Origin of the sequence: Streptomyces sp. NPDC048290, from assembly GCF_040652095.1 — a bacterium.
Classification (GTDB): domain Bacteria; phylum Actinomycetota; class Actinomycetes; order Streptomycetales; family Streptomycetaceae; genus Streptomyces.
Genome location: NZ_JBEZLM010000007.1, coordinates 192,176 through 212,152 on the forward strand (window position 1 = coordinate 192,176; position 19,977 = coordinate 212,152).

Below are 19,977 nucleotides of genomic sequence, written 5' to 3' on the forward strand. Positions count from 1 at the left end.
CCCGACACGCAGGACGCGCTGAACACGCCATATCGTGTCTGCCTGCATTCACGATATATCGCGGACCCGGAAAGTCAAGACAGTCGCGATTGCGGACCGGACCGCCTCCCTGCGCCTCGCCCCGTCCTCCCCGGCCGCACCCCGCCACCCCAATCCGCCCATTCCCGGCAATTTGCCCTAGCGTGTGAAGCATGTCGTCGGAAGATCTCGCGCCGAGTGCCCGCCCCGGTCCCGCCCCCGGCGCTCTGCTGCTCTGCCGTGCCCCCGCCGACTCCGTCGGCCTCGTGGCCGCGCTGCTGCCCGAGTCGCTGCTGCTCGCACCGGCGGGCGAGGGATGGAGCGTGCTGGTGCCCGAGGGGCGGGCCTGGGACGACGGGGCGGAACCCGTCGACCGGGTGGCCACCGGATGGGCCTCCGCGCTCGCCGTCGGCGCCCCCTGGCCGGTGCTCGCGCTCTGGTGGGACCGGGACCGCGCCGGATACAGCCTCGCCGCCGGTTTCCGCCGCCCGGTCGGCTATGTCTGGCTCGCCGACGGGACGGCGGCCGGTGAGGACGAGGCCATGCGCACCTTCGCCGCCCGACTGGGCCTCGACCCCGTACTCGATGTGCAGTCGCTCGACCGGCTGGCCGAGCCGGACCTCGTGTCCGACGCCCGTGCCCGGCTGCGCGGGCTGCTCGCGGTGCTCTCCCGGATCGGCGTCGACCTTCCCCCGGGACTCACCCCCGGCACCCCCACCGCCGCACTGCGCACCGCGCTGCGCGACCGGCCCGGCGTCCGGCGCGTCGACCGCGCCACCCTGCGCGAGACCGCCCGCGACGCCCTGCGGGACGTCACACCCGGCGCTGTCGCCCACCGTCCCGACGTCCGGACGCTCGCGCTGGTGCAGATCGCCGCCGGGCTTCCGCTCACCCTGTGGGGGCTGCGCCGCCGCAGCCCCGGCTGGCTCGCCGCGGGGGCGCTGCTGCTGGCCCACGGCGCCCTCGGGCTGACGTACGACCTCGTCCGGCCCCGCGACTGACGGGGACGCCCCGGGTCAGTCGTCGTCCTCGTCGTCCTCGTCGTCCAGCCGGGCCAGCCAGGTCGCCAGGCGTTCCACCGGCACCTCGAAGTCCGGGTTGAGATCCACGAACGTACGGAGCTGCTCGGCGAGCCACTCGAAGGAGACCTCCTCCTCGCCGCGCCGCTTCGCCAGCTCCTCGATGCCTCGGTCGGTGAAGTACATGCCCTCAGGATAGGCGGCGACGCGGAAGGGCCCGGCCCCCGGAGCGGACTCCAGGGGCCGGGCCCGGCGTACTCGGACGCCTCAGCGGCTCACGCCTCGAACACCTCGCGGACCAGCTGCTCCTGCTCCGCCTGGTGGCGCTTCGCGGAGCCGACCGCCGGGGACGAGCCGTGCGGGCGGGAGATCCGCCGCAGCCGCTCGCCGTGCGGGACGTCCGCGCCGACCGCCAGGTCCAGGTGGTCGATCAGGTTGAGGGCGATGAACGGCCACGCGCCCTGGTTCGCCGGCTCCTCCTGCACCCACAGGTACTTCTCGGCGCCCGCGTACTTCTTGATCTCCGCCTGGAGCTCCGCGCCCGGCAGCGGGTACAGCCGCTCGATCCGGATGATCGCGGTGTCCGTGACGCCCCGCTTCTTCCGCTCGGCGTCCAGGTCGTAGTAGACCTTGCCGGCGCAGAAGACGACCTTCTTCACGGCGGCCGGGTCGACCGACTCGTCCCCGATGACCGGGCGGAAGTGGCCCGTGGTGAACTCCTCCGTCTTCGACGCCGCCGCCTTCAGCCGCAGCATCGACTTCGGGGTGAAGACCACCAGCGGCTTGTGGTGCGGGTTGTGCGACTGCCAGCGCAGCAGGTGGAAGTAGTTCGACGGGAGCGTCGGCATGGCGACCGTCATGTTGTTCTGCGCGCAGAGCTGGAGGAACCGCTCCGGACGGGCCGAGGAGTGGTCCGGGCCCTGGCCCTCGTAGCCGTGCGGGAGGAGCAGGACGACACCGCTGGTCTGCGCCCACTTCTGCTCGGCCGACGAGATGAACTCGTCCACCACCGTCTGGGCGCCGTTGACGAAGTCGCCGAACTGCGCCTCCCACATCACCAGCGCGTCCGGGCGGGCCAGCGAGTAGCCGTACTCGAAGCCCATGGCCGCGTACTCGGAGAGCAGGGAGTTGTAGACGTTCAGCCGCGCCTGGTCCTCGGAGAGGTACTGGAGCGGGGTGTACTCCTCGCCGGTCTCCCGGTCGATGATCACCGCGTGGCGCTGGCCGAACGTACCGCGCTGGGAGTCCTGACCGGCGAGGCGCACCGGCACGTTCTCCAGGAGCAGCGAGCCGATCGCGAGGGTCTCGCCCATGCCCCAGTCGATCGTGCCGTCCTCGACCATCGCCGCCCGGCGCTGGAGCTGCGGCAGCAGCCGCGGGTGGACGGTGATGTGGTCGGGGATGGCGACCTGGGACTCGGCGATCCGCTTGACGACCTCGGAGGAGATCGCCGTGGACACCTGGACCGGGAACTCGGCCTGCGGGTCCGGGGTCTCCACGGCGGCGGGCTGCGAGGTGGCCTCGCGGACCTCCGTGAACACCTTCTCCAGCTGGCCCTGGTAGTCCTGGAGCGCCTGCTCGGCCTCTTCCAGCGTGATGTCACCGCGACCGATCAGGGACTCGGTGTACAGCTTGCGCACCGAGCGCTTCTTGTCGATCAGGTCGTACATCAGCGGCTGGGTGAAGGCCGGGTTGTCCGACTCGTTGTGCCCGCGGCGGCGGTAGCAGATGAGGTCGATCACCACGTCCTTGTTGAACGCCTGACGGAACTCGAAGGCGAGCCGCGCGACGCGCACCACGGCCTCCGGGTCGTCGCCGTTCACATGGAAGATCGGGGCCTCGATCATGCGGGCCACGTCCGTCGCGTACATCGAGGAGCGCGAGGACTCGGGGGCGGCGGTGAAGCCGACCTGGTTGTTGATGACGATGTGGACCGTGCCGCCGGTGCGGTAGCCGCGCAGCTGCGACATGTTGAGGGTCTCGGCCACCACGCCCTGGCCCGCGAAGGCCGCGTCGCCGTGGATCGCCACCGGCAGCACCGTGAAGTCCGTGCCGCCCTTGTTGATGATGTCCTGCTTGGCGCGCGAGACGCCCTCCAGGATCGGGTCCACCGCCTCAAGGTGCGAGGGGTTGGCGACCAGCGAGACCTTGATCTGCTCGCCGTCCAGACCGGTGAAGGTGCCCTCGGCGCCCAGGTGGTACTTCACATCGCCCGAGCCGTGCATCGACTTCGGGTCGAGGTTGCCCTCGAACTCCCGGAAGATCTGCGCGTACGACTTGCCGACGATGTTGGCCAGCACGTTCAGCCGGCCGCGGTGGGCCATGCCCACGACGACCTCGTCGAGCCGGGACTCGGCGGCCGAGTCCAGGACCGCGTCCAGCAGCGGGATGACGGACTCGCCGCCCTCCAGGGAGAACCGCTTCTGCCCGACGTACTTGGTCTGGAGGAAGGTCTCGAAGGCTTCCGCCGCGTTCAGCCGGCGCAGGATGCGCAGCTGCTCCTCGCGCTCCGGCTTGGTGTGGCCGCGCTCGACCCGGTCCTGGATCCACTTGCGCTGCTTGGGGTCCTGGATATGCATGAACTCGATGCCGGTGGTGCGGCAGTACGAGTCGCGCAGCACACCGAGGATGTCCCGGAGCTTCATCAGGGCCTTGCCCGCGAAGCCGCCGACGGCGAACTCGCGCTCCAGGTCCCACAGCGTCAGCCCGTGCTCGTTGACATCGAGGTCGGGGTGCTTGCGCTGGCGGTACTCCAGCGGGTCGGTGTCGGCCATGACATGGCCGCGGACCCGGTAGGAGTGGATCAGCTCGAAGACCCGGGCGGCCTTGGTGACGTCGTCGTCATGGCTGGCGTCGATGTCCTTGAGCCAGCGGACCGGCTCGTAGGGGATGCGCAGGGACTCGAAGACGGCGTCGTAGAAGCCGTTCTCGCCGAGCAGCAGGTTGGCGACCTGGCGCAGGAACTCGCCGGAGGCGGCGCCCTGGACGACCCGGTGGTCGTAGGTCGACGTGAGCGTCATGACCTTGGAGATGCCGAGCTTGTTCAGGGTGTCCTGGGAGGTGCCCTGGAACTCCGCCGGGTAGTCCATGGCACCGACGCCCATGATCACCGACTGGCCGGGCATCAGCCGCGGCACCGAGTGGACCGTGCCGAGGCCGCCGGGGTTGGTCAGGGAGACCGTGACCCCGGTGAAGTCGTCCATCGTCAGCTTGTTGTCCCGGGCGCGGCGGACGATGTCCTCGTACGCCTGCCAGAACTCGAAGAAGTTGAGCGTCTCGGCCTTCTTGATCGCCGCGACGACCAGCTGGCGGTCGCCGTTGGGCTTGACCAGGTCGATGGCGAGGCCGAGGTTGATGTGCTCCGGCTTGACCAGGGTGGGCTTGCCGTCCTTGGTCTGGAACGACCAGTTCATCCCCGGCATGGCCTTGATGGCCTGCACCATCGCGAAGCCGATGAGGTGGGTGAAGGAGATCTTCCCGCCCCGGGCCCGCTTCAGGTGGTTGTTGATCACGATGCGGTTGTCGAACAGCAGCTTCACCGGGACCGCGCGCACCGAGGTGGCGGTCGGCATCTCCAGCGAGGCGTCCATGTTCTTCGCCACGGCGGCGGCCGGGCCGCGCAGCGTCACCAGCTCGGGACCGGCGGGCGCCGTGGCGGGGGCCGGTGCGGCCTTCGCGGGCGCCGGTGCGGCGGCGGGCTTGGCGGCGGGCGCGGCGGGCGCCGCCGGGGTGGCGGGCCGGGCGGGCGCCGGAGCGGCGGGAGCCGCAGCCGCGGGCCGCGGGGCGGCAGGGGTCGCCTGCACAGCCGGGGCCGGGGCCGGGGCCTGCCGGGGGGCGGCCGGGGCGGTGGGCGCGGACTGCGCCGTCGCGGTGGTGGTCTCCGCAGCCCCCGCGGCTGCGGTACCCGCCGCAGCCGGGGCCGCGGGGGCGCCCGGCTTGTAGTCGGCGAAGAAGTCCCACCAGGCGCGGTCTACCGAATTCGGGTCCTGGAGGTACTGCTGATAGATCTCGTCGACGAGCCACTCGTTCGGCCCGAACGCGGCAGCGGGGTTCTTGCCCGCTTGGCCGGCGTCGGTCGAGACACTCGATGCGTTACTGGGGGACTGTGGCGACACGGCGGCAACCGCCCTCTTCCGCTTCACAAGGTGATGGGACAGCGGGAATTAAGGCTACGCCCCCGCGACCGCGAAGGTCAGGCCGGGCCCGTTCAACGTCGCGTAAGTCACATCGAGAGCCGGGTTTCGGGGCTGGAAATGGCGGGAAACAAGCGTGGTTCCGCTGCTGGAGAAATGGGTCGGCCCAGGTCCGGCGCGTGTCGCGGCCGGACCCGTGCTCCGCACGTGTCCGATCGCACCTGCCTGATCACACGTGTCCGTGGCCTCCCGGCGCGATGACGCCCGGAACGGCTCTCGGCAAACTTTACGTCAACTCGCTGCGGCGGACTCTCCCGGAAGGGTGACAAGGATCCGGCAGCCCCGCTCGGATTCGGCCACCCCGATCCGGCCGCCGTGCAGATCCACCGCCCAGCGCGCGATGGCCAGCCCCAGCCCCGTACCGCCGTCGCTGCCCGGACCGTGCGGACGGTTGACCGCGCCCCGGTTGAAGCGCTCGAACACCTTGTGCCACTCCGAGCGCGGAATGCCGGGGCCCTCGTCCAGCACCTCCAGCTCCAGCGACTCCGGGCGCGGGCCGCGCCGCGCCTTGAGGATGACCCGGCCGTGCGGCGGGCTGTGCTTGACCGCGTTGTCGATCAGATTGGCCACCACCTGGTGGATCCGCTCCGGATCGGCGTGCGCGGTCAGCTCGGGCGGGGTCACGTCCAGATGCAGATGGACGTCCGTACGGGTGTGGCTGCCGGAGCCGGACGCCATGCCCGCGCGGGCCGAGGCGACCATGTTGGCCTCCTTCAGCACCCCCGACAGATACGGCCACACCTCGAACCGCCGCTGCTTGAGCGGCACCACCCCGTTGTCCAGCCGGGACAGGTCCAGCAGCGTCTCCACCAGCCGCCCGAGCCGCTCGGTCTGCTTCAGGGCGGTGCGCATGGTCTCCTGGTCGGGCTCGGTGACCCCGTCCACGATGTTCTCCAGCACCGCCCGCAGCCCGGCGATCGGGGTGCGCAGCTCGTGCGAGACGTTCGCCACCAGCTCCTTGCGCTGCTGGTCCTGCGCCTCCAGCTCGTCCGCCATCCGGTTGATGGTGACGGCCAGGTCGCCCAGCTCGTCCCGGCGGTTCTCCCGCACCCGGCGGGTGTAGTCGCCGTGCGAGATCGAGCGGGCCACCGTGTTCATGTCGTCCAGCGGCGCGGTCAGCGAGTGCGCCACGAACTGGGTGATCAGCAGGGTGGCGATCATCGAGAACACCGTGATGAACCGCAGCTCGGTCTGGGTCCGTACGGCGATCATCGACAGCCCGGTGGTGATCAGCACCGAGGTGACCACCAGCGCGCCCAGCTTGGTCTTGATCGAGAACGGCCGGACACCGCCCCAGGGCTCCTCACCGGGGTTCCGGCCCCCGGCGTTCCGTCTCGCGGCCGGCCGCCCCCCGCTCATGGCGTCGGTGTCTCCAGCGCGTACCCGACCCCGTGCACCGTGCGGATGCGTTCCGCGCCGATCTTGCGGCGCAGGGCCTTGATATGGCTGTCGACGGTCCGGGTGCCGGAGGCGTCCGCCCAGTCCCACACCTCGGCGAGCAACTGCTCCCGGGAGAGCACCGCGCGCGGGGTGTTCGCCAGACAGACCAGCAGATCGAACTCGGTGGGGGTCAGATGAACGTCCTCGCTGCGCACCCGCACCCGGCGCTGCGCGTGGTCGATCTCCAGCTCGCCCAGGCGCAGGATGCCGCTTCTCGGCGTGGACGCCGCGATGGCGGCCCGCTCGACCCGGCGCAGCAGCACATGCACCCGCGCGGCCAGTTCCCGCATCGAGAACGGCTTGGTCATGTAGTCGTCGGCGCCGACACCCAGACCGACCAGCATGTCGGTCTCGTCGTCACGCGCGGTGAGCATCAGCACCGGCACCGGGCGCTGGGCCTGCACCCGTCGGCAGACCTCGAGGCCGTCGAAGCCGGGCAGCATGATGTCGAGGATGAGCAGGTCGGGCTGCCATGCCTCGGCCGTGTCGACCGCCGCCGGACCGTCACCGGCGGTCTGTACGAGGAATCCCTCGGCGCGCAGCCGGGCCGCGATGGCGTCCACGATGGTCGGATCGTCCTCGACCACCAGGACTCGCCGCTGCGCGCCCGGGGTGGCCGTCGCCGCCGCGCTGCTCTGGGAGGTGTGTGTCTGCTCCATCGCCCGCCCCTGAAGTGTGCTTTTCGGAATCCGTGGGGTGATCCCTCGACTGCGATTGACGCTTGAATGATCCGCGTCAGGTAGGCAGCGTACGGGCAGTCACCACGCCTTTGCTATCCAGGCAGGACGCCGATGTGCACGACGTCCGGAACTCCCCGGGCAACCGGGACCTCTTCGGTACGCACACGTTGGAATCCGGCATTCCCCAAGGTTCCTTCGAATTCGGGAGAGGGTTTCGCGGACCATACGGCAAGTACCCCCGAGGGGTTCAAGACCCTTGCGCAGCTTGCGATTCCGGCGTCCGAATACAGCCCCTCATTGTCCTCGGTGACGGTCCATCCGGGGCCGTTGTCGATGTCGAGGCAGAGCGCGTCATAAGTGGCGCACGTCTCATTGACGTACGTGGTCAGATCGGCCTGGACCACCTCGGTGCGGGGGTCGGCGAGGGCTTCGCGGGAGAACGCGGAGAGGGGACCCGTCAGATGCCAGTCGATGACGGCCGGTTCACGCTCCACGACCGTGATACGCCCCCAGCGGGGGTCGGCGGCGGCGTGTGCGAGCGAGAACCCGACGCCGAGACCGCCGATCAGGACGGACGGGCGGGACGGCCGGGGATGTTCGCCGAGCGCGGCCAGCGCCGCTTCCACCAGCAGCCGTTCACTGCGGCCGTCCGAGGTGTCCATCAGGAAACAGCCGTTGGCGATGATCTGGAGCAACTCCCCGTGGCGGCGCAGCGCGACCTCGCCGTAGGGGCCGTCCCGCCGGTCCAGCACCACCGGCGTGTCGCTGGGTCCGGGCGGGGCGGGGGAGGCGGCGGTCGGGACGCCGGAGATGGCGGACATCCGCCCATCCTGTCAGTTCCCTGACGTCCGGCTGACGGAATTTCGCACCTGGCGTTGACGGAGTGTGAACACCAGAGGAGCGGGCAGGAGAGGTGGCCCTCCAGGCGCGGGCGAGGGGGACGCACAGCGCTGGTCGAGCGATACGGAGGGAGCGCTTCACGTGGGACCGCACCTTGAGCGTCCTGGACCACACCTTGAGCGTCCCGGATCGTGGCTTGGGCGTCCGGGACCGGGTGACTTCGGGCATCCCGGGCCGTACCTTGGGCGTCCCCGGTGCTGACCGCGCTGGAGCGGCGGCTCGGACGGCTGCGGACGGGGCGGTGTTCCTGCTCGGGCATGTGGGGGCGACCCTGGCGATCGAGGTGCCGATCGGGCACGGGGTGCTGGCCGGGCCGCCCCCGGACAGTTCGCCGCACCGGCTGGACCACGGGGTCAGTTCCGGCGTGGCCGCCGGGACCGGCGCGCTCGCCGGGCTCCCGCGCCCCCGGCTGCGGTGGCCGCCGCTCGCGCTGTACGGCGGGGCGCCGCTCCTGGCCCTGGTCCGCCACGACGACCCGCTGACCGACTGGGGGCACCCGATCGCGCTGGCCGCCGGGATCGCCGCCCGCCCGGTCAGCCGATCCAGAGCAGGACGGCCTGCCGGTAGCGGGCGGCGATCCGGAAGAACCGCACCAGGTCCTGGTACTCGGCGATCACCCAGTCCAGTTCCTCGTTCTGCTCGTCCCGTTCCCAGACGCCCTCGGGGTAGAGCCCGGCCGCCGCGAACTCCGCCACCGAGACCCCCTCGGCCAGCGCCTGCGGGGTGAGGTCCGCCAGCGCCCGCGCGGCGACGGCGACCCGCTCGGGGGTGAGATGGCGGGGCGGGCTGTGCCCCCACTCCATCGCGCCCGGCACGTCCGCCTCGCCGAACACCACGTCCACCGGGAACGCCCGGCGCCGCAGCAGGAAGTCCAGCGCCTGCCAGGTCTTCCCGGTGCTGTGCAGCCGGGGTTCGGGCGGCGGCGCCTCCGACTCGGCCGCGCTCTCCTGGAGTTCCCCGACCCACTCGTGCGCCCAGTCGGCGTCGCCGAGGGTCCGTTCCAGCTCGGCGGCGGTCAGCCGTACGTACTCTCCGGTCATTCCCATGCGTGCAGGCTAGGCGGGGGCACTGACACCGGCGTTCGCGCCGAGGTACTTCGCGCTGGTCGGCGGGGCCACCGCGCGCCAGCCCAGGGAGGTGTACAGGGCGTGGCCGTCGGGGGTGGCGCCGCGGGCGGCGGCGGTGTGGGGCGGGGAGCGCATCACGGCTCGTGGCGGTCGTGGAGTCTCCGTGGAATCTCCTGGGCGCTTCTGGTGTTCTCGCACGTCACCGAGGGCATATCGGCTGATCGCTCAGAGCGAACATCGGGTGGGGAACAATGTGGGGCTCAGGAGCATTGAGTCGGCATAGCTCAACTTGACTGCCGAAGGGGAGATAATGGCTGCTGAGTCCGCCGGCTTCGGGGCGTCCGCCCCGCTCGCCCTGCCCGTGCTGCCGCTCGACGACGAGGTCGTGCTGCCCGGGATGGTGGTTCCGCTGGACCTCAATGACAAGGACGTACGCGCCGCCGTGGAGGCCGCGCAGGTCGCCGCGCGATCGGAGCCCGGTAAGCCCCGGGTGCTCCTGGTGCCGCGGATCGACGGGGTGTACGCCACCACCGGTGTGCTGGGCACGGTCGAGCAGGTCGGCCGGCTGGCCGACGGCGACCCGGGTGCGCTGATCCGCGCCCGTGGCCGGGTCCGGATCGGCGCCGGTACCACCGGACCGGGCGGCGCGCTGTGGGTCGAGGGCACCCGGCTCGCCGAGAACGTGCCCGACCCGCTGCCGGGCAGCGTCACCGAACTGATGAAGGAGTACAAGGCGCTCGCCACGAGCTGGCTCCGCAAGCGCGGTGCCTGGCAGGTGGTGGACCGGGTGCAGGCCATCGAGGACGTGTCCGCGCTGGCCGACAACTCCGGGTACTCGCCGTTCCTGACCACCGAACAGAAGATCGAACTGCTGGAGACCGGCGACCCCGTCGCCCGGCTGAAGCTGGCCACCCAGCAGCTCCGTGACCACCTCGCCGAGCAGGATGTCGCCGAGACCATCGCCAAGGACGTCCAGGAGGGCGTCGACAAGCAGCAGCGCGAGTTCCTGCTGCGGCGCCAGCTTGAGGCGGTCCGTAAGGAACTGCGCGACCTGAACGGTGACAAGGAGGGCGAGGAGTCCGACGACTACCGTTCCCGCGTCGAGGCCGCCGACCTGCCCGAGAAGGTCCGCGAGGCCGCCCTCAAGGAGGTCGACAAGCTGGAGCGGTCCAGCGACCAGTCCCCCGAGGGCTCCTGGATCCGCACCTGGCTGGACACCGTCCTCGAACTGCCGTGGAGCGAACGGACCGAGGACGCGTACGACATCCAGGGCGCCAAGGACATCCTGGACGCCGAGCACTCCGGACTTGAGGACGTCAAGGAGCGGATCACCGAGTACCTGGCCGTGCGCAAGCGGCGCGGCGAGCGGGGCCTCGGGGTCGTCGGCGGGCGGCGCGGCGGTGCCGTGCTGGCGCTCGTCGGCCCGCCCGGCGTCGGCAAGACCAGCCTCGGCGAGTCCGTGGCGCACGCGATGGGCCGCAAGTTCGTCCGGGTCGCCCTCGGCGGCGTCCGTGACGAGGCCGAGATCCGCGGTCACCGCCGTACGTACGTCGGCGCGCTGCCCGGCCGGATCGTGCGGGCCATCAAGGAGGCCGGGTCCATGAACCCGGTGGTGCTGCTGGACGAGATCGACAAGGTGGGGTCCGACTTCCGGGGCGACCCGGCCGCCGCGCTGCTCGAAGTCCTCGACCCGGCGCAGAACCACACCTTCCGGGACCACTACCTGGAGGTGGAGCTGGATCTGTCCGACGTGGTGTTCCTGGCCACCGCCAACGTGCTGGAAGCCATTCCGGAGGCGCTGCTGGACCGTATGGAGCTGGTCCGGCTCGACGGATACACCGAGGACGAGAAGGTCGTCATCGCCCGGGACCACCTGCTGCCGCGCCAACTGGAGCGGGCGGGCCTGGACAAGGACGAGGTGACCATCGACGAGAGCGCCCTGCGCAAGCTGGCCGGGGAGTACACCCGCGAGGCCGGGGTGCGCAACCTGGAGCGGTCGGTGGCCCGGCTGCTGCGCAAGGTCGCCGCCCAGCATGAACTGGGGGAGCGGAAGCTGCCGTTCACCGTCACGGACGCGGAGCTGCGCGACCTGATCGGACGGCCGCACCACGTGCCCGAGTCCGCGCAGGACCCGGCCGAGCGGCGTACGGCGGTGCCGGGCGTGGCCACCGGGCTCGCGGTGACCGGCGCGGGCGGGGACGTCCTCTTCGTGGAGGCGTCGCTGGCCGACCCCGAGACCGGCGCGGCCGGACTGACCCTGACCGGTCAGCTCGGTGATGTGATGAAGGAGAGCGCGCAGATCGCCCTGTCCTTCCTGCGTTCGCACGGCGCGGAGCTGGAACTGCCGGTGGGCGACCTCAAGGACCGGGGTGTGCACATCCACTTCCCGGCGGGCGCGGTCCCCAAGGACGGTCCGAGCGCGGGCGTCACCATGACGACGGCGCTGGCCTCGCTGCTCTCGGGGCGGCTGGTCCGGACGGATGTGGCGATGACCGGTGAGGTGTCGCTGACCGGGCGGGTGCTGCCGATCGGTGGGGTGAAGCAGAAGCTGCTCGCCGCGCATCGGGCCGGGGTGACGACGGTCGTCATCCCCAAGCGGAACGAGGCCGACCTCGATGATGTGCCGGCCGAGGTGCTGGAGAAGCTCGATGTACATGCCGTGACCGATGTCCGGCAGGTCCTTGAGCTGGCGCTCGCGCCCGCGGTCAGTGGGGCGGCGTCGGAGGTGCCGGTCGCGGCGTGACGGACGTGGTCGGTGCCTGTGCGGGGGCCCGGGGTTCCTATTTGGGGCCTCGGGCCCTCGCCGTTGTGTTTGTTGGGGCCGGTCGCTGTGTGGGTGCGGGTGGGTGGGGGCTGGTCGCGCAGTTCCCCGCGCCCCTGGGAGGGGGGCTGGTCGTGTGGGTTGGGTGCGGGCAGTGGGTGGTGTTCGCGCAGTTCCCCGCGCCCCTGGGAGGGTGGGGCTGGTCGTGTGGGTTGGGTGCGGGGCAGTGGGTGGTGTTCGCGCAGTTCCCCGCGCCCCTTGAGGGGTTGCCCAGACCGGGGTTTGAGAGCGAGGGTATCCCCGTCTTCGAACTCGGCCTCCGGCTCAGCCGTTGGCCAAGGCCACGACTCGGTCCAGGGCGCCGTTGAAGTGGTTGTGGTCGCCTACCGTTGGGCCTGTCGATGTGTACTGCCACATCGTGTAGTAGGACCAGCCCGCCGGGAGCGTGCCCACCGTGGCCGCGTAGCGGGCGATCCACAGGGGGTGTGCGCCGGCGAAACCGGCGTAGTCGCCGGTGCACTGGGTCCACCAGCTGGTCGCGGTGTAGATGACCGCTTCCCGGCCGGTACGGGCCCGGTAGGTGTTCAGGAAGTCGGCGATCCAGGACACCATCTGCCCCGGCGTCTTGCCGTAGCAGGTGTCGCCGTACGGGTTCCACTCGATGTCCAGGGCGCCCGGCAGGGTACGGCCGTCGCGGGACCAGCCGCCGCCGTTGTCCACGAAGAAGTTGGCCTGGGCCGCGCCGCTGGTGGTGTCCGGGGTGGCGAAGTGGTACGCCCCGCGGATCATGCCCACGGTGTACGAGCCGGTGTACTGCTGCCCGAAGTAGGGGTTGGTGTAGTAGGTGCCCTCGGTGGCCTTGGTGTAGGCCCAGCGGACGCCGCTGTTCCACAGGGTCGTCCAGGCCACATTGCCCTGATGGCTGCTGACGTCGACGCCCTCGGTCTGGGCGGCCCGGCCGGGGCCGGGGGTGCCGTGGACGCCGTCGTGGGGGGCGACGCCCATGCCCATGTGGGCCGTACCGCGCGGCGGGGTGTCGGCGGCCGACGCCGGGACGGCGACCAGCGCCGTCAGCAGGGAGCACACGGCCAGCAGCAGCGCGGTGAGGGGGGATCGGGGGGTTCCGGGTCTGTGCACGGTCATGGTGCGTGCCTTTCGAGACTCGGTGGGGCGCCCGCGTCTCAGAATGAGGTGGGCATGTCAGTTCGGGCGCGGTAAAAACGCTACGCACGTAGAACACCGGGAGGGAAGGGGGGTCGGAGGCTGCCGTTGGTCTACGCCTGCGAAATACTGACGGAGCTGCGGAGATGACAGCTCCTGGCGGAAACTTTCACGAGCGGGAAACCGGGCAGGGGTGCTGACGTGCACGAGGACGCGAACGCGGACGGACATCGGGACGAACCCGGGCCGACACCGAGTGGTGTGGACCAGGCCGCGGACCGTGAGTTCCTCGCCCTGGAGCGCGAGCTGACCATGTTCATGCGCCGGGCGCGGGCCAACCAGGGCGAGATGGCCCGCGAGGTCCATCCCGACCTGGAGTCGTCGGCGTACGGGCTGCTGGTGCGGCTCGACGAGTGCGGGCGCCAGCGGGCCACCGACCTCGCCGCGTACATCGGCGTCGGCAAGGCCACCATGTCCCGCCAACTGCGCGCCCTGGAGGAACTCGGGCTGGTCGCCCGCGAGCCCGACCCGGCGGACGGCCGGGCCTGGCTGGTCCATCTCACCGAGGAGGGCCGCACCCGGGTCGGCCGGGTCCGTGAGGCCCGTCGCGCCCGCTATGTCAGCAAGCTCGCCCACTGGGACCGCCGTGAGGTCGCCGAACTGGCCCGGCTCCTCCAGCAGCTCAACCAGGGGATGGAGAAGTAGCCCCGTTCCCTGGCGCCCGTCCCCTGATGGCTCCCCTACAGCTCCACGAACACCACCGTCGCGTCGTCGTGCGTCTTGCTCCGGCGCAGATACGCCCGCTCCTCGGCGTCCGCCCGCTCCCGTCCCCGTACCTGCTCGATCAGTGACGGTCCGCCGTTCTTGCGGACATAGAGGAACAGGTCGCTCCAGTCGCCCTCGTGGAATGTCTCCGTCCAGCGGGTCGCCCCGTCGGTGAGCGCGGCCAGCGCGCGGACCTCGGCGCGCGGCAGGGTCCCGGTCACCGCCCGCGCGGCCACCGAGGGATCGGCGGCGGCCGTGAAGAAGCCGCCCTCCTTGTTCCGCAGCGTGGCGTCGGTCACCTCGGCGGAGGTGAGCGCGGTCCGGGAGACCCGGTCAAGCCGGTCATCGAGGAGCGGGGTGATCAGGCCGTCCGGGGACTCCACCAGCAGGGCGGAGTCGGAGAGGACCAGGTATTCGATCTTCGAATCGGTCCAGCGGACGGTGACCACCGTCGCCTGTGGAGTACGGGGGTGAGAAAGGTCACAGGTATCCCCGTGTGCGGAAGCGGTACGCGCGATGGCGAGCGACAGGGCTTCCACAAGGGGGACATCCGGCAGTGAAACGGTCAGTTCGGTCAGCGCGCCGCCCAGGCGCGCGGTGTACCACGGGACGGAGTGGACACAGCCCGTCCCGTCCGGCGGTGGGGTCACCCCGTCGAGCACCACGAGCGAACCACCCTGCCCCGAAGCGGGTAGTGCGACACTCGCGAAGTCCTCGTTGGGCCGTGTCCGGTCGCCGGGCTCCGATACCAGTTCCGTACGCATCCCGTCAGTCTGCACCACCCCTTCACAAGCTGCGCGAATGGGCGACAACCTCTGCCCGTGCGGCACGGGCGTGCAGGTCAGGCGCCGGTTTTGGAGGATATTGCAATGGTCTGGGAACTGGTGACGGCGAATCCTGTCAAAGTGCGTCCCGCACGTCCAACTGGCACGCGGGACCCACCCGTCGGCACACGCCGGAGGAACTTGCCCGCCAACTCCCCTCCGATGTTCACTCCTTCGGGTGGCGGGTCCGATGATGCGTGACCACCACCCAGCGGCACTGGGAGGGTCGGTCACCGAAACCGGGTGAGGTCGCACCAGTTGCACCGAAATGACGGACGATTGACGGAACGTCACCCGGCCCCTTGGGTACAGCGAGTCAGGAATGCGAGCACCGGTGCAGAACAAGCGGCTTCGGCGCGCAGGCAAGCGGACGGCCCCCATGGGAGGCCAGAACCACACGCCCGGCACCACCGCCGGGGCACCCGCGGGCCCGTCCGGCCCTGGCGTCGCCCCGTCCGTCGTCCCTCCCCCGGCCCCGCCGGTCGGACGGGGGCGCCCCACCCATGTACGCAACCGGCTGATCATCGCGGTGACCGTGGTCGCCGCGGCCGTCGCCGCCGCGGGCACCCCCTCGGTGCTCGCCGCCTCCACCCGGCTCAGTGACACCCAGGACCTGGTGACCCTGGCCGGACAGACCCAGAACGCGCTCACCCTCGCCCACTCGCTGGCCGACGAGCGCGACGAGGTCATCTCCTTCGTCGCCGCCGGACGCCCCGAGTCCAAGGCGCCCGACGAGCAGCACAGCGCCCGGGTCGACCGCCAGGTCGCCGAACTCCGCGCCGACCCCGACACCCCGGCCGCGCTCAGCGAGGACCTCGACGCCATCGCCGGGGTCCGCCGCTCCGCCCTCACCGGCAAGAGCAGCGCCCTGGAAGCCCACCAGGCGTACTCCAACGCCATCGCCGAACTCCACCGGCTCGCCGAGGACCTCGCCGAAGAGCTGCCCCCCAGGGCGGGCGCCGGTGGCTACGCGCTCGCCCAGCTGGACACCGCCGTCCAGCAGGCCGCCGCCACCCGGGGCCTGCTGCTCGCCGCGCTCTCCGTGCCCACCAGCACCGAGACCAGCTACGACCCGATCACCGGGATGCCCGTCGAGACCACCGTCTCCTCCGAGGAGGACACCAAGGTCCGCGACGCGCTCACCGCCGCCGCCCAGCAGGCCCGGCTGCGCTCCGACGCGGCCCTCGCCGGTTTCCACGAGACCGCCCCCGACAGCGCCAAGTCCTCCTACGACTCCACCCTCACCGGCACCGAGGTCAACTCCGCCGACCAGTTCCTGGCCGACCTCACCGGTCGCCCCACCTTCGGCGAGGACGAGCTGGGCACCGACCCGGCCGAGCTGGACGCCGCCCTGTCGGCCCGGATCGAGCTGATGCGCGGTGTGGAGTCCTCCCTCTTCGAGCGCCGCACCACCAGCCTGGAGACCCTGCGCGACGACGATGTCACCGCGCTGGAGATCCGGATCGCCCTGCTCGGCGCGCTGATGCTGCTCGCCGTCGGCACCGCCACCGCCATGGCCCGCACCCTCACCCGGCCGCTCGCCGTGCTGCGTCTCGGCTCCGCCCGGCTCGCCGAGGCCGAGGACCCGCGGGCCGCCGAGGCCGTGAAGTTCACCGGCCGCAACGACGAGTTCGCCCAGGTCGTCCGGTCCGTCAACAGCCTGCACGCGCAGGCCGTCCTGCTGCACGAGCGGATCGCCACCCTGGAGTCCGACCGCAAGCATCTGATCACCCAGCGCCAGCGGATGGCCGACGCCCGGGAGCAGCTGCGCGGCGAACTCGACGACTCCGCCGCCGCCCTGGACCGGCTGCGCGGCAGCATCGGCGGCACCTTCGTCAACCTCGCTCTGCGCACCCTCGGCCTGGTGGAGCGCCAGCTCGCCGTCATCGAGGGTCTTGAGGACCGCGAGGACGACCCCGAGCGGCTCGCCACCCTCTTCAAGCTCGACCACTTCGCCACCGTGATGCGCCGCCACAGCGAGAACCTGCTCGTCCTCGCGGGCACCGAGCACGTCCAGCACACCGCGGGCCCGGTCCCGCTGGTGGACGTGGTCCGCGCCGCCGTCAGCGAGATCGAGCGCTACGACCGCATCCGGATCGCCGCGCTGCCGCGGCACGCCCATGTCGCCGGGTTCGCCGCCGACGACCTCTCCCATCTGCTGGCCGAACTCATGGAGAACGCCACCACGTTCTCCCCGCCCGATGTGCCCGTCGAGGTCTCCGGCTGGCTGCTGGAGAGCGGTGAAGTGATGCTCTCCGTGCAGGACGAGGGCATCGGCATGACCGAGGAGCGGATGACCCGGCTCAACGCCCGGCTCGGCGAGTTCGACCCCGAGTCGCCCTATGAGCAGCAGGGCGACGACGGCCTCGGGCTCGGGCTGTATGTGGTGGCCCGGCTCGCCCAGCGCCACCAGGTGCGGGTGCAGCTCCGCGACCAGAAGCAGGGCGGGATCGCCGCCGTCGTCGTGCTGCCCGGGTCGCTGCTGGTGTCCGGCCGCCCGACCGCCGTACCGGCCCCCTCGCCCGCCGCCGACGCCAGCGGCACCTTCTCGCTGCCCGGCGCCGACGCCGAGGCCAACTCCAATGTGCTGCACGGCCGGTCGGCGTCCCAGGACCGAACCCCGGCCCCGGTTCCCGCCCGGGACCCGCTGGTCGCCCTCGCCGAGCAGGCCGTCGCGGCGGCGACCCCGGAGGAGCTGGACCGCCCGGCCGCGCCCACCGCCGGGACGGACACCGTGGCGGACTCCGGTGAGCCGGTGCGGGAGACCGTCCCGCCGTCCGGCGCGGAGCCCGGCACCGGCGGCCACCCGCCGCTGCCCGTACGCAGGACCGCCGCCCGGGAGCCCAGCCCGTCCGAGACCACGATGGAGCTGCTGGCCCCCGAACCGCCCGAACCGGCCGAGGGCCAGGGAGAGTACGCAGAACACGTAGAACACGGAGAAAGCGCCGAGCACGCAGAGCGCGTAGAAAACGCAGAGCACGCAGAGCACGTAGAGAACGGAGAGCGCGGAGCGTACGCGGACCACGGGGCGTACCCGGAGCGCGAGGCTGCCCCCGGGCCGTCGCGATCCGCCCGCGTCCCGGCCCCCGCCCCCGCCTCCGACCCCTACGCCATCGGCCCCGACACCCATGAGCGGGCGCCCGACGAACGGCCCCACGCCGACCCCGGTGACCCCGGCGGAGCGGACGAGGCCGTCACCGACAAGGGGCTGCCCAAGCGCACCCCCCGGATCAGCGTGCCGCAGGCCGCGCCGCGCCCGCGTACCTCCTCCGTCGACGCCGAGGCGCTGCGCCGTAGGCTCGGTGGGTTCCGCAGGGGCGCCGAGGCCGGGCTCCGGGACGTCCGGGCGGAGCTGGCCGCCGAGGAGACGGGCCGCACCGGTCCGGCGGACACCCGGTCCGGCACCGGCCCAGCACACGCATCAGCCGAAGAATCCACGGGGGGCACCGTCGAGGAGGCAAGCAGTTGACCGCGCCCAGTACGTTCGGACTGAGCAGTGAGGCCCGCAATCTGCACTGGCTGCTGACCAACCTCGTCGAGGAGGTGCCCGGCATCCTCTCCGTCGCGGTGGTCTCCTCCGACGGGTTGCTGCTGCTGTCGTCCGACCCCGGGAGAAACGCGGAGGCCCGCGAGGCCCGCGAGGAGCGCCCCACCGGGCCCCGCGGCTCGGCCGCCGACCTCGCCACCATCGTGTCCGGTATCGGCAGCCTCACCCTCGGGGCGGCCAAGGTGCTGGACTTCGGCGGGGTCAAGCACACGATGATCGCGATGGAGGAGGGCAGCCTGTTCGTGATGTCGATCAGCGACGGCTCGCTGCTCGGCGTCCATGGCTCCGCCGCCTGCGACATGAGTGTGGTCGCCTACCACATGGCGCTCTTCGTGGGCCGCGCCGGACATGTGCTGACCCCCGAACTCCGCACCGAGCTGCGGAAGTCCCTGGAGCCCGAACCGTCCGGCGGACCCCGGACGCCCGTGCCCGCGGAGAGTGAGCGATGAGCGACGGCGGACCTCAGAAACTCCCGGTGCGCGGCGGGGACCGTAAACCCGCCCGGGTCCGGCCCTACTCGCTGACCGGCGGCCGGACCCGGTTCGGGCATGTCCTGCTGGTGGAGACCTTCGTCGCCAGCACGGCCGCGCTGGAGGCCGGCGAGGAGCGCAAGGAACTCACCAACGGCCTCAATCCCCGGGTGATGCCGGAGATGCGGGCCATCGTCGAACTGTGCCGCCGGATGCGCACGGTCGCCGAGATCGCCGCGCTGCTGAGAATGCCGCTCGGCGTGGTCCGGGTGCTGCTCAGCGATCTCGCGGACCAGGGAAAGATCCGTGTGTACGGGACCGGGACCGGCCATGGCGCGGGCCGGCCGGAGCGCGCGCTGCTGGAAAGGGTGCTGAGTGGACTCCGTCGTCTCTGACGCCGTCTCGGGCGTCTTCCCGTTCGTCGACGACGACGACAACCCGCGGTCCTGGCAGACGGACCACAGCCGGGCCCCCATCGCCACCAAGATCGTGGTGGCCGGGGGCTTCGGGGTCGGCAAGACCACCCTGGTCACCTCGGTCTCGGAGATCCCTCCGCTGATGACCGAGGCGCTGATGACCGAGGCCAGCGAGGAGACCGACGACCTCTCCGCCACGCCCGGCAAGCTGACCACCACCGTCGCCATGGACTACGGCCGCATCACGCTGGACGACGACCTGGTGCTGTACCTCTTCGGCACCCCCGGCCAGCAGCGGTTCTGGTTCATGTGGGACGACCTGGTGCGCGGCGCGGTCGGCGCGGTCGTGCTGGCCGACACCCGGCGGCTGAAGGACTGCTTCCCCGCGCTCGACTACTTCGAGAGCTGCGGACTGCCGTATGTCGTCGCGGTCAACCACTTCGACGCCAGTGAGGTGTTCGCCGCGGAGGATGTGCGGGAGGCGTTGACGATCCCCGCGCACATCCCTGTAATGATCATGGACGCGCGGCGCCGGATCTCTGTGATCGAGACGCTGCTGGCGCTCGTCGGCCATGCGCTGGACGAGACGCCCGAGTAGTTCCGGTTACCCGCGTTACCCGCGCTATCTGCGTTATCTGCGTTATCTGCGTTGTTCGAGTAGTCCGAGAGACCGTGCACCGGCACACCCCCGTCGGTGTCCCGACCTAGGAGTCCAG

The 19,977-nt window shown here is 71.4% G+C and carries 16 protein-coding genes; 7 read left to right on the top strand and 9 right to left on the bottom strand.

The annotated features are described in order from the left end of the window. The first annotated feature begins 191 nt into the window (after nucleotides 1-191). Entirely contained in the window at nucleotides 192-1,019 is an 828-nt protein-coding gene (locus tag AB0D49_RS14490; RefSeq protein ID WP_362756304.1) for a hypothetical protein, read from the top strand. Between the two features lie 15 nt (nucleotides 1,020-1,034). On the opposite strand, the gene AB0D49_RS14495 is transcribed toward AB0D49_RS14490, so the two are convergent. The 7 genes from AB0D49_RS14495 to AB0D49_RS14525 form a co-directional block, all read right to left on the bottom strand. Next, nucleotides 1,035-1,223, bottom strand: a complete 189-nt coding sequence (locus tag AB0D49_RS14495) for a DUF6104 family protein (protein ID WP_362756307.1) — start codon at nucleotides 1,221-1,223, stop codon at nucleotides 1,035-1,037. Between the two features lie 89 nt (nucleotides 1,224-1,312). Then, a complete protein-coding gene (locus tag AB0D49_RS14500) occupies nucleotides 1,313-5,152 on the bottom strand; it encodes a multifunctional oxoglutarate decarboxylase/oxoglutarate dehydrogenase thiamine pyrophosphate-binding subunit/dihydrolipoyllysine-residue succinyltransferase subunit (protein ID WP_362756310.1) in 3,840 nt (1,279 codons plus the stop codon). Nucleotides 5,153-5,461: 309 nt separating this feature from the next. Beyond that, nucleotides 5,462-6,589 carry a HAMP domain-containing sensor histidine kinase gene (locus AB0D49_RS14505; RefSeq protein WP_362756313.1) on the bottom strand — a complete coding sequence of 376 codons (1,128 nt, stop codon included), beginning with the start codon at nucleotides 6,587-6,589 and terminating at the stop codon, nucleotides 5,462-5,464. After that, entirely contained in the window at nucleotides 6,586-7,329 is a 744-nt protein-coding gene (locus AB0D49_RS14510) for a response regulator transcription factor (protein ID WP_362756316.1), read from the bottom strand. Before AB0D49_RS14510 ends, AB0D49_RS14505 begins: the two co-directional genes overlap by 4 nt. Nucleotides 7,330-7,442: 113 nt before the next feature. Then, nucleotides 7,443-8,171 (bottom strand): spermidine synthase, encoded by a 729-nt coding sequence (locus tag AB0D49_RS14515; protein ID WP_362756319.1) that lies wholly within the window; start codon nucleotides 8,169-8,171, stop codon nucleotides 7,443-7,445. A gap of 612 nt (nucleotides 8,172-8,783) precedes the next feature. After that, a complete protein-coding gene (locus AB0D49_RS14520) occupies nucleotides 8,784-9,296 on the bottom strand; it encodes a YfbM family protein (protein ID WP_362756322.1) in 513 nt (170 codons plus the stop codon). Between the two features lie 9 nt (nucleotides 9,297-9,305). Then, nucleotides 9,306-9,452 carry a hypothetical protein gene (locus AB0D49_RS14525; RefSeq protein ID WP_362756325.1) on the bottom strand — a complete coding sequence of 49 codons (147 nt, stop codon included), beginning with the start codon at nucleotides 9,450-9,452 and terminating at the stop codon, nucleotides 9,306-9,308. 175 nt (nucleotides 9,453-9,627) lie between these two features. On the opposite strand from AB0D49_RS14525, the gene lon reads away from it, so the two are divergent. After that, nucleotides 9,628-12,060: an endopeptidase La gene (lon, locus tag AB0D49_RS14530; RefSeq protein ID WP_362756328.1), complete on the top strand. Its 2,433-nt coding sequence runs from the start codon at nucleotides 9,628-9,630 to the stop codon at nucleotides 12,058-12,060. A 342-nt stretch (nucleotides 12,061-12,402) separates the two neighbouring features. Here lon and AB0D49_RS14535 read toward each other — a convergent pair whose 3' ends face one another. Beyond that, nucleotides 12,403-13,221 (bottom strand): lysozyme, encoded by an 819-nt coding sequence (locus AB0D49_RS14535; RefSeq protein ID WP_362756331.1) that lies wholly within the window; start codon nucleotides 13,219-13,221, stop codon nucleotides 12,403-12,405. A 219-nt stretch (nucleotides 13,222-13,440) separates the two neighbouring features. On the opposite strand from AB0D49_RS14535, the gene AB0D49_RS14540 reads away from it, so the two are divergent. After that, nucleotides 13,441-13,944 carry a MarR family transcriptional regulator gene (locus tag AB0D49_RS14540; protein WP_362756333.1) on the top strand — a complete coding sequence of 168 codons (504 nt, stop codon included), beginning with the start codon at nucleotides 13,441-13,443 and terminating at the stop codon, nucleotides 13,942-13,944. Between the two features lie 35 nt (nucleotides 13,945-13,979). On the opposite strand, the gene AB0D49_RS14545 is transcribed toward AB0D49_RS14540, so the two are convergent. Next, nucleotides 13,980-14,768, bottom strand: a complete 789-nt coding sequence (locus AB0D49_RS14545) for a protein phosphatase 2C domain-containing protein (protein ID WP_362756336.1) — start codon at nucleotides 14,766-14,768, stop codon at nucleotides 13,980-13,982. Between the two features lie 439 nt (nucleotides 14,769-15,207). Here AB0D49_RS14545 and AB0D49_RS14550 point away from each other — a divergent pair, with 439 nt between their 5' ends. Genes AB0D49_RS14550 through AB0D49_RS14565 form a run of 4 tightly spaced genes read left to right on the top strand, consistent with a single transcriptional unit; the run spans nucleotide 15,208 to nucleotide 19,859 of the window. After that, nucleotides 15,208-18,297 carry a nitrate- and nitrite sensing domain-containing protein gene (locus AB0D49_RS14550; RefSeq protein ID WP_362756338.1) on the top strand — a complete coding sequence of 1,030 codons (3,090 nt, stop codon included), beginning with the start codon at nucleotides 15,208-15,210 and terminating at the stop codon, nucleotides 18,295-18,297. Beyond that, nucleotides 18,294-18,824, top strand: coding sequence for a roadblock/LC7 domain-containing protein (locus AB0D49_RS14555; RefSeq protein ID WP_362756342.1), 531 nt, complete (start codon nucleotides 18,294-18,296; stop codon nucleotides 18,822-18,824). The genes AB0D49_RS14550 and AB0D49_RS14555 overlap by 4 nt, the downstream gene beginning before the upstream one ends. Beyond that, nucleotides 18,821-19,240 (top strand): DUF742 domain-containing protein, encoded by a 420-nt coding sequence (locus tag AB0D49_RS14560; RefSeq protein WP_362756347.1) that lies wholly within the window; start codon nucleotides 18,821-18,823, stop codon nucleotides 19,238-19,240. The genes AB0D49_RS14555 and AB0D49_RS14560 overlap by 4 nt, the downstream gene beginning before the upstream one ends. Then, entirely contained in the window at nucleotides 19,221-19,859 is a 639-nt protein-coding gene (locus tag AB0D49_RS14565) for an ATP/GTP-binding protein (RefSeq protein ID WP_362756350.1), read from the top strand. The genes AB0D49_RS14560 and AB0D49_RS14565 overlap by 20 nt, the downstream gene beginning before the upstream one ends. The last annotated feature ends 118 nt before the right edge of the window (nucleotides 19,860-19,977 follow it).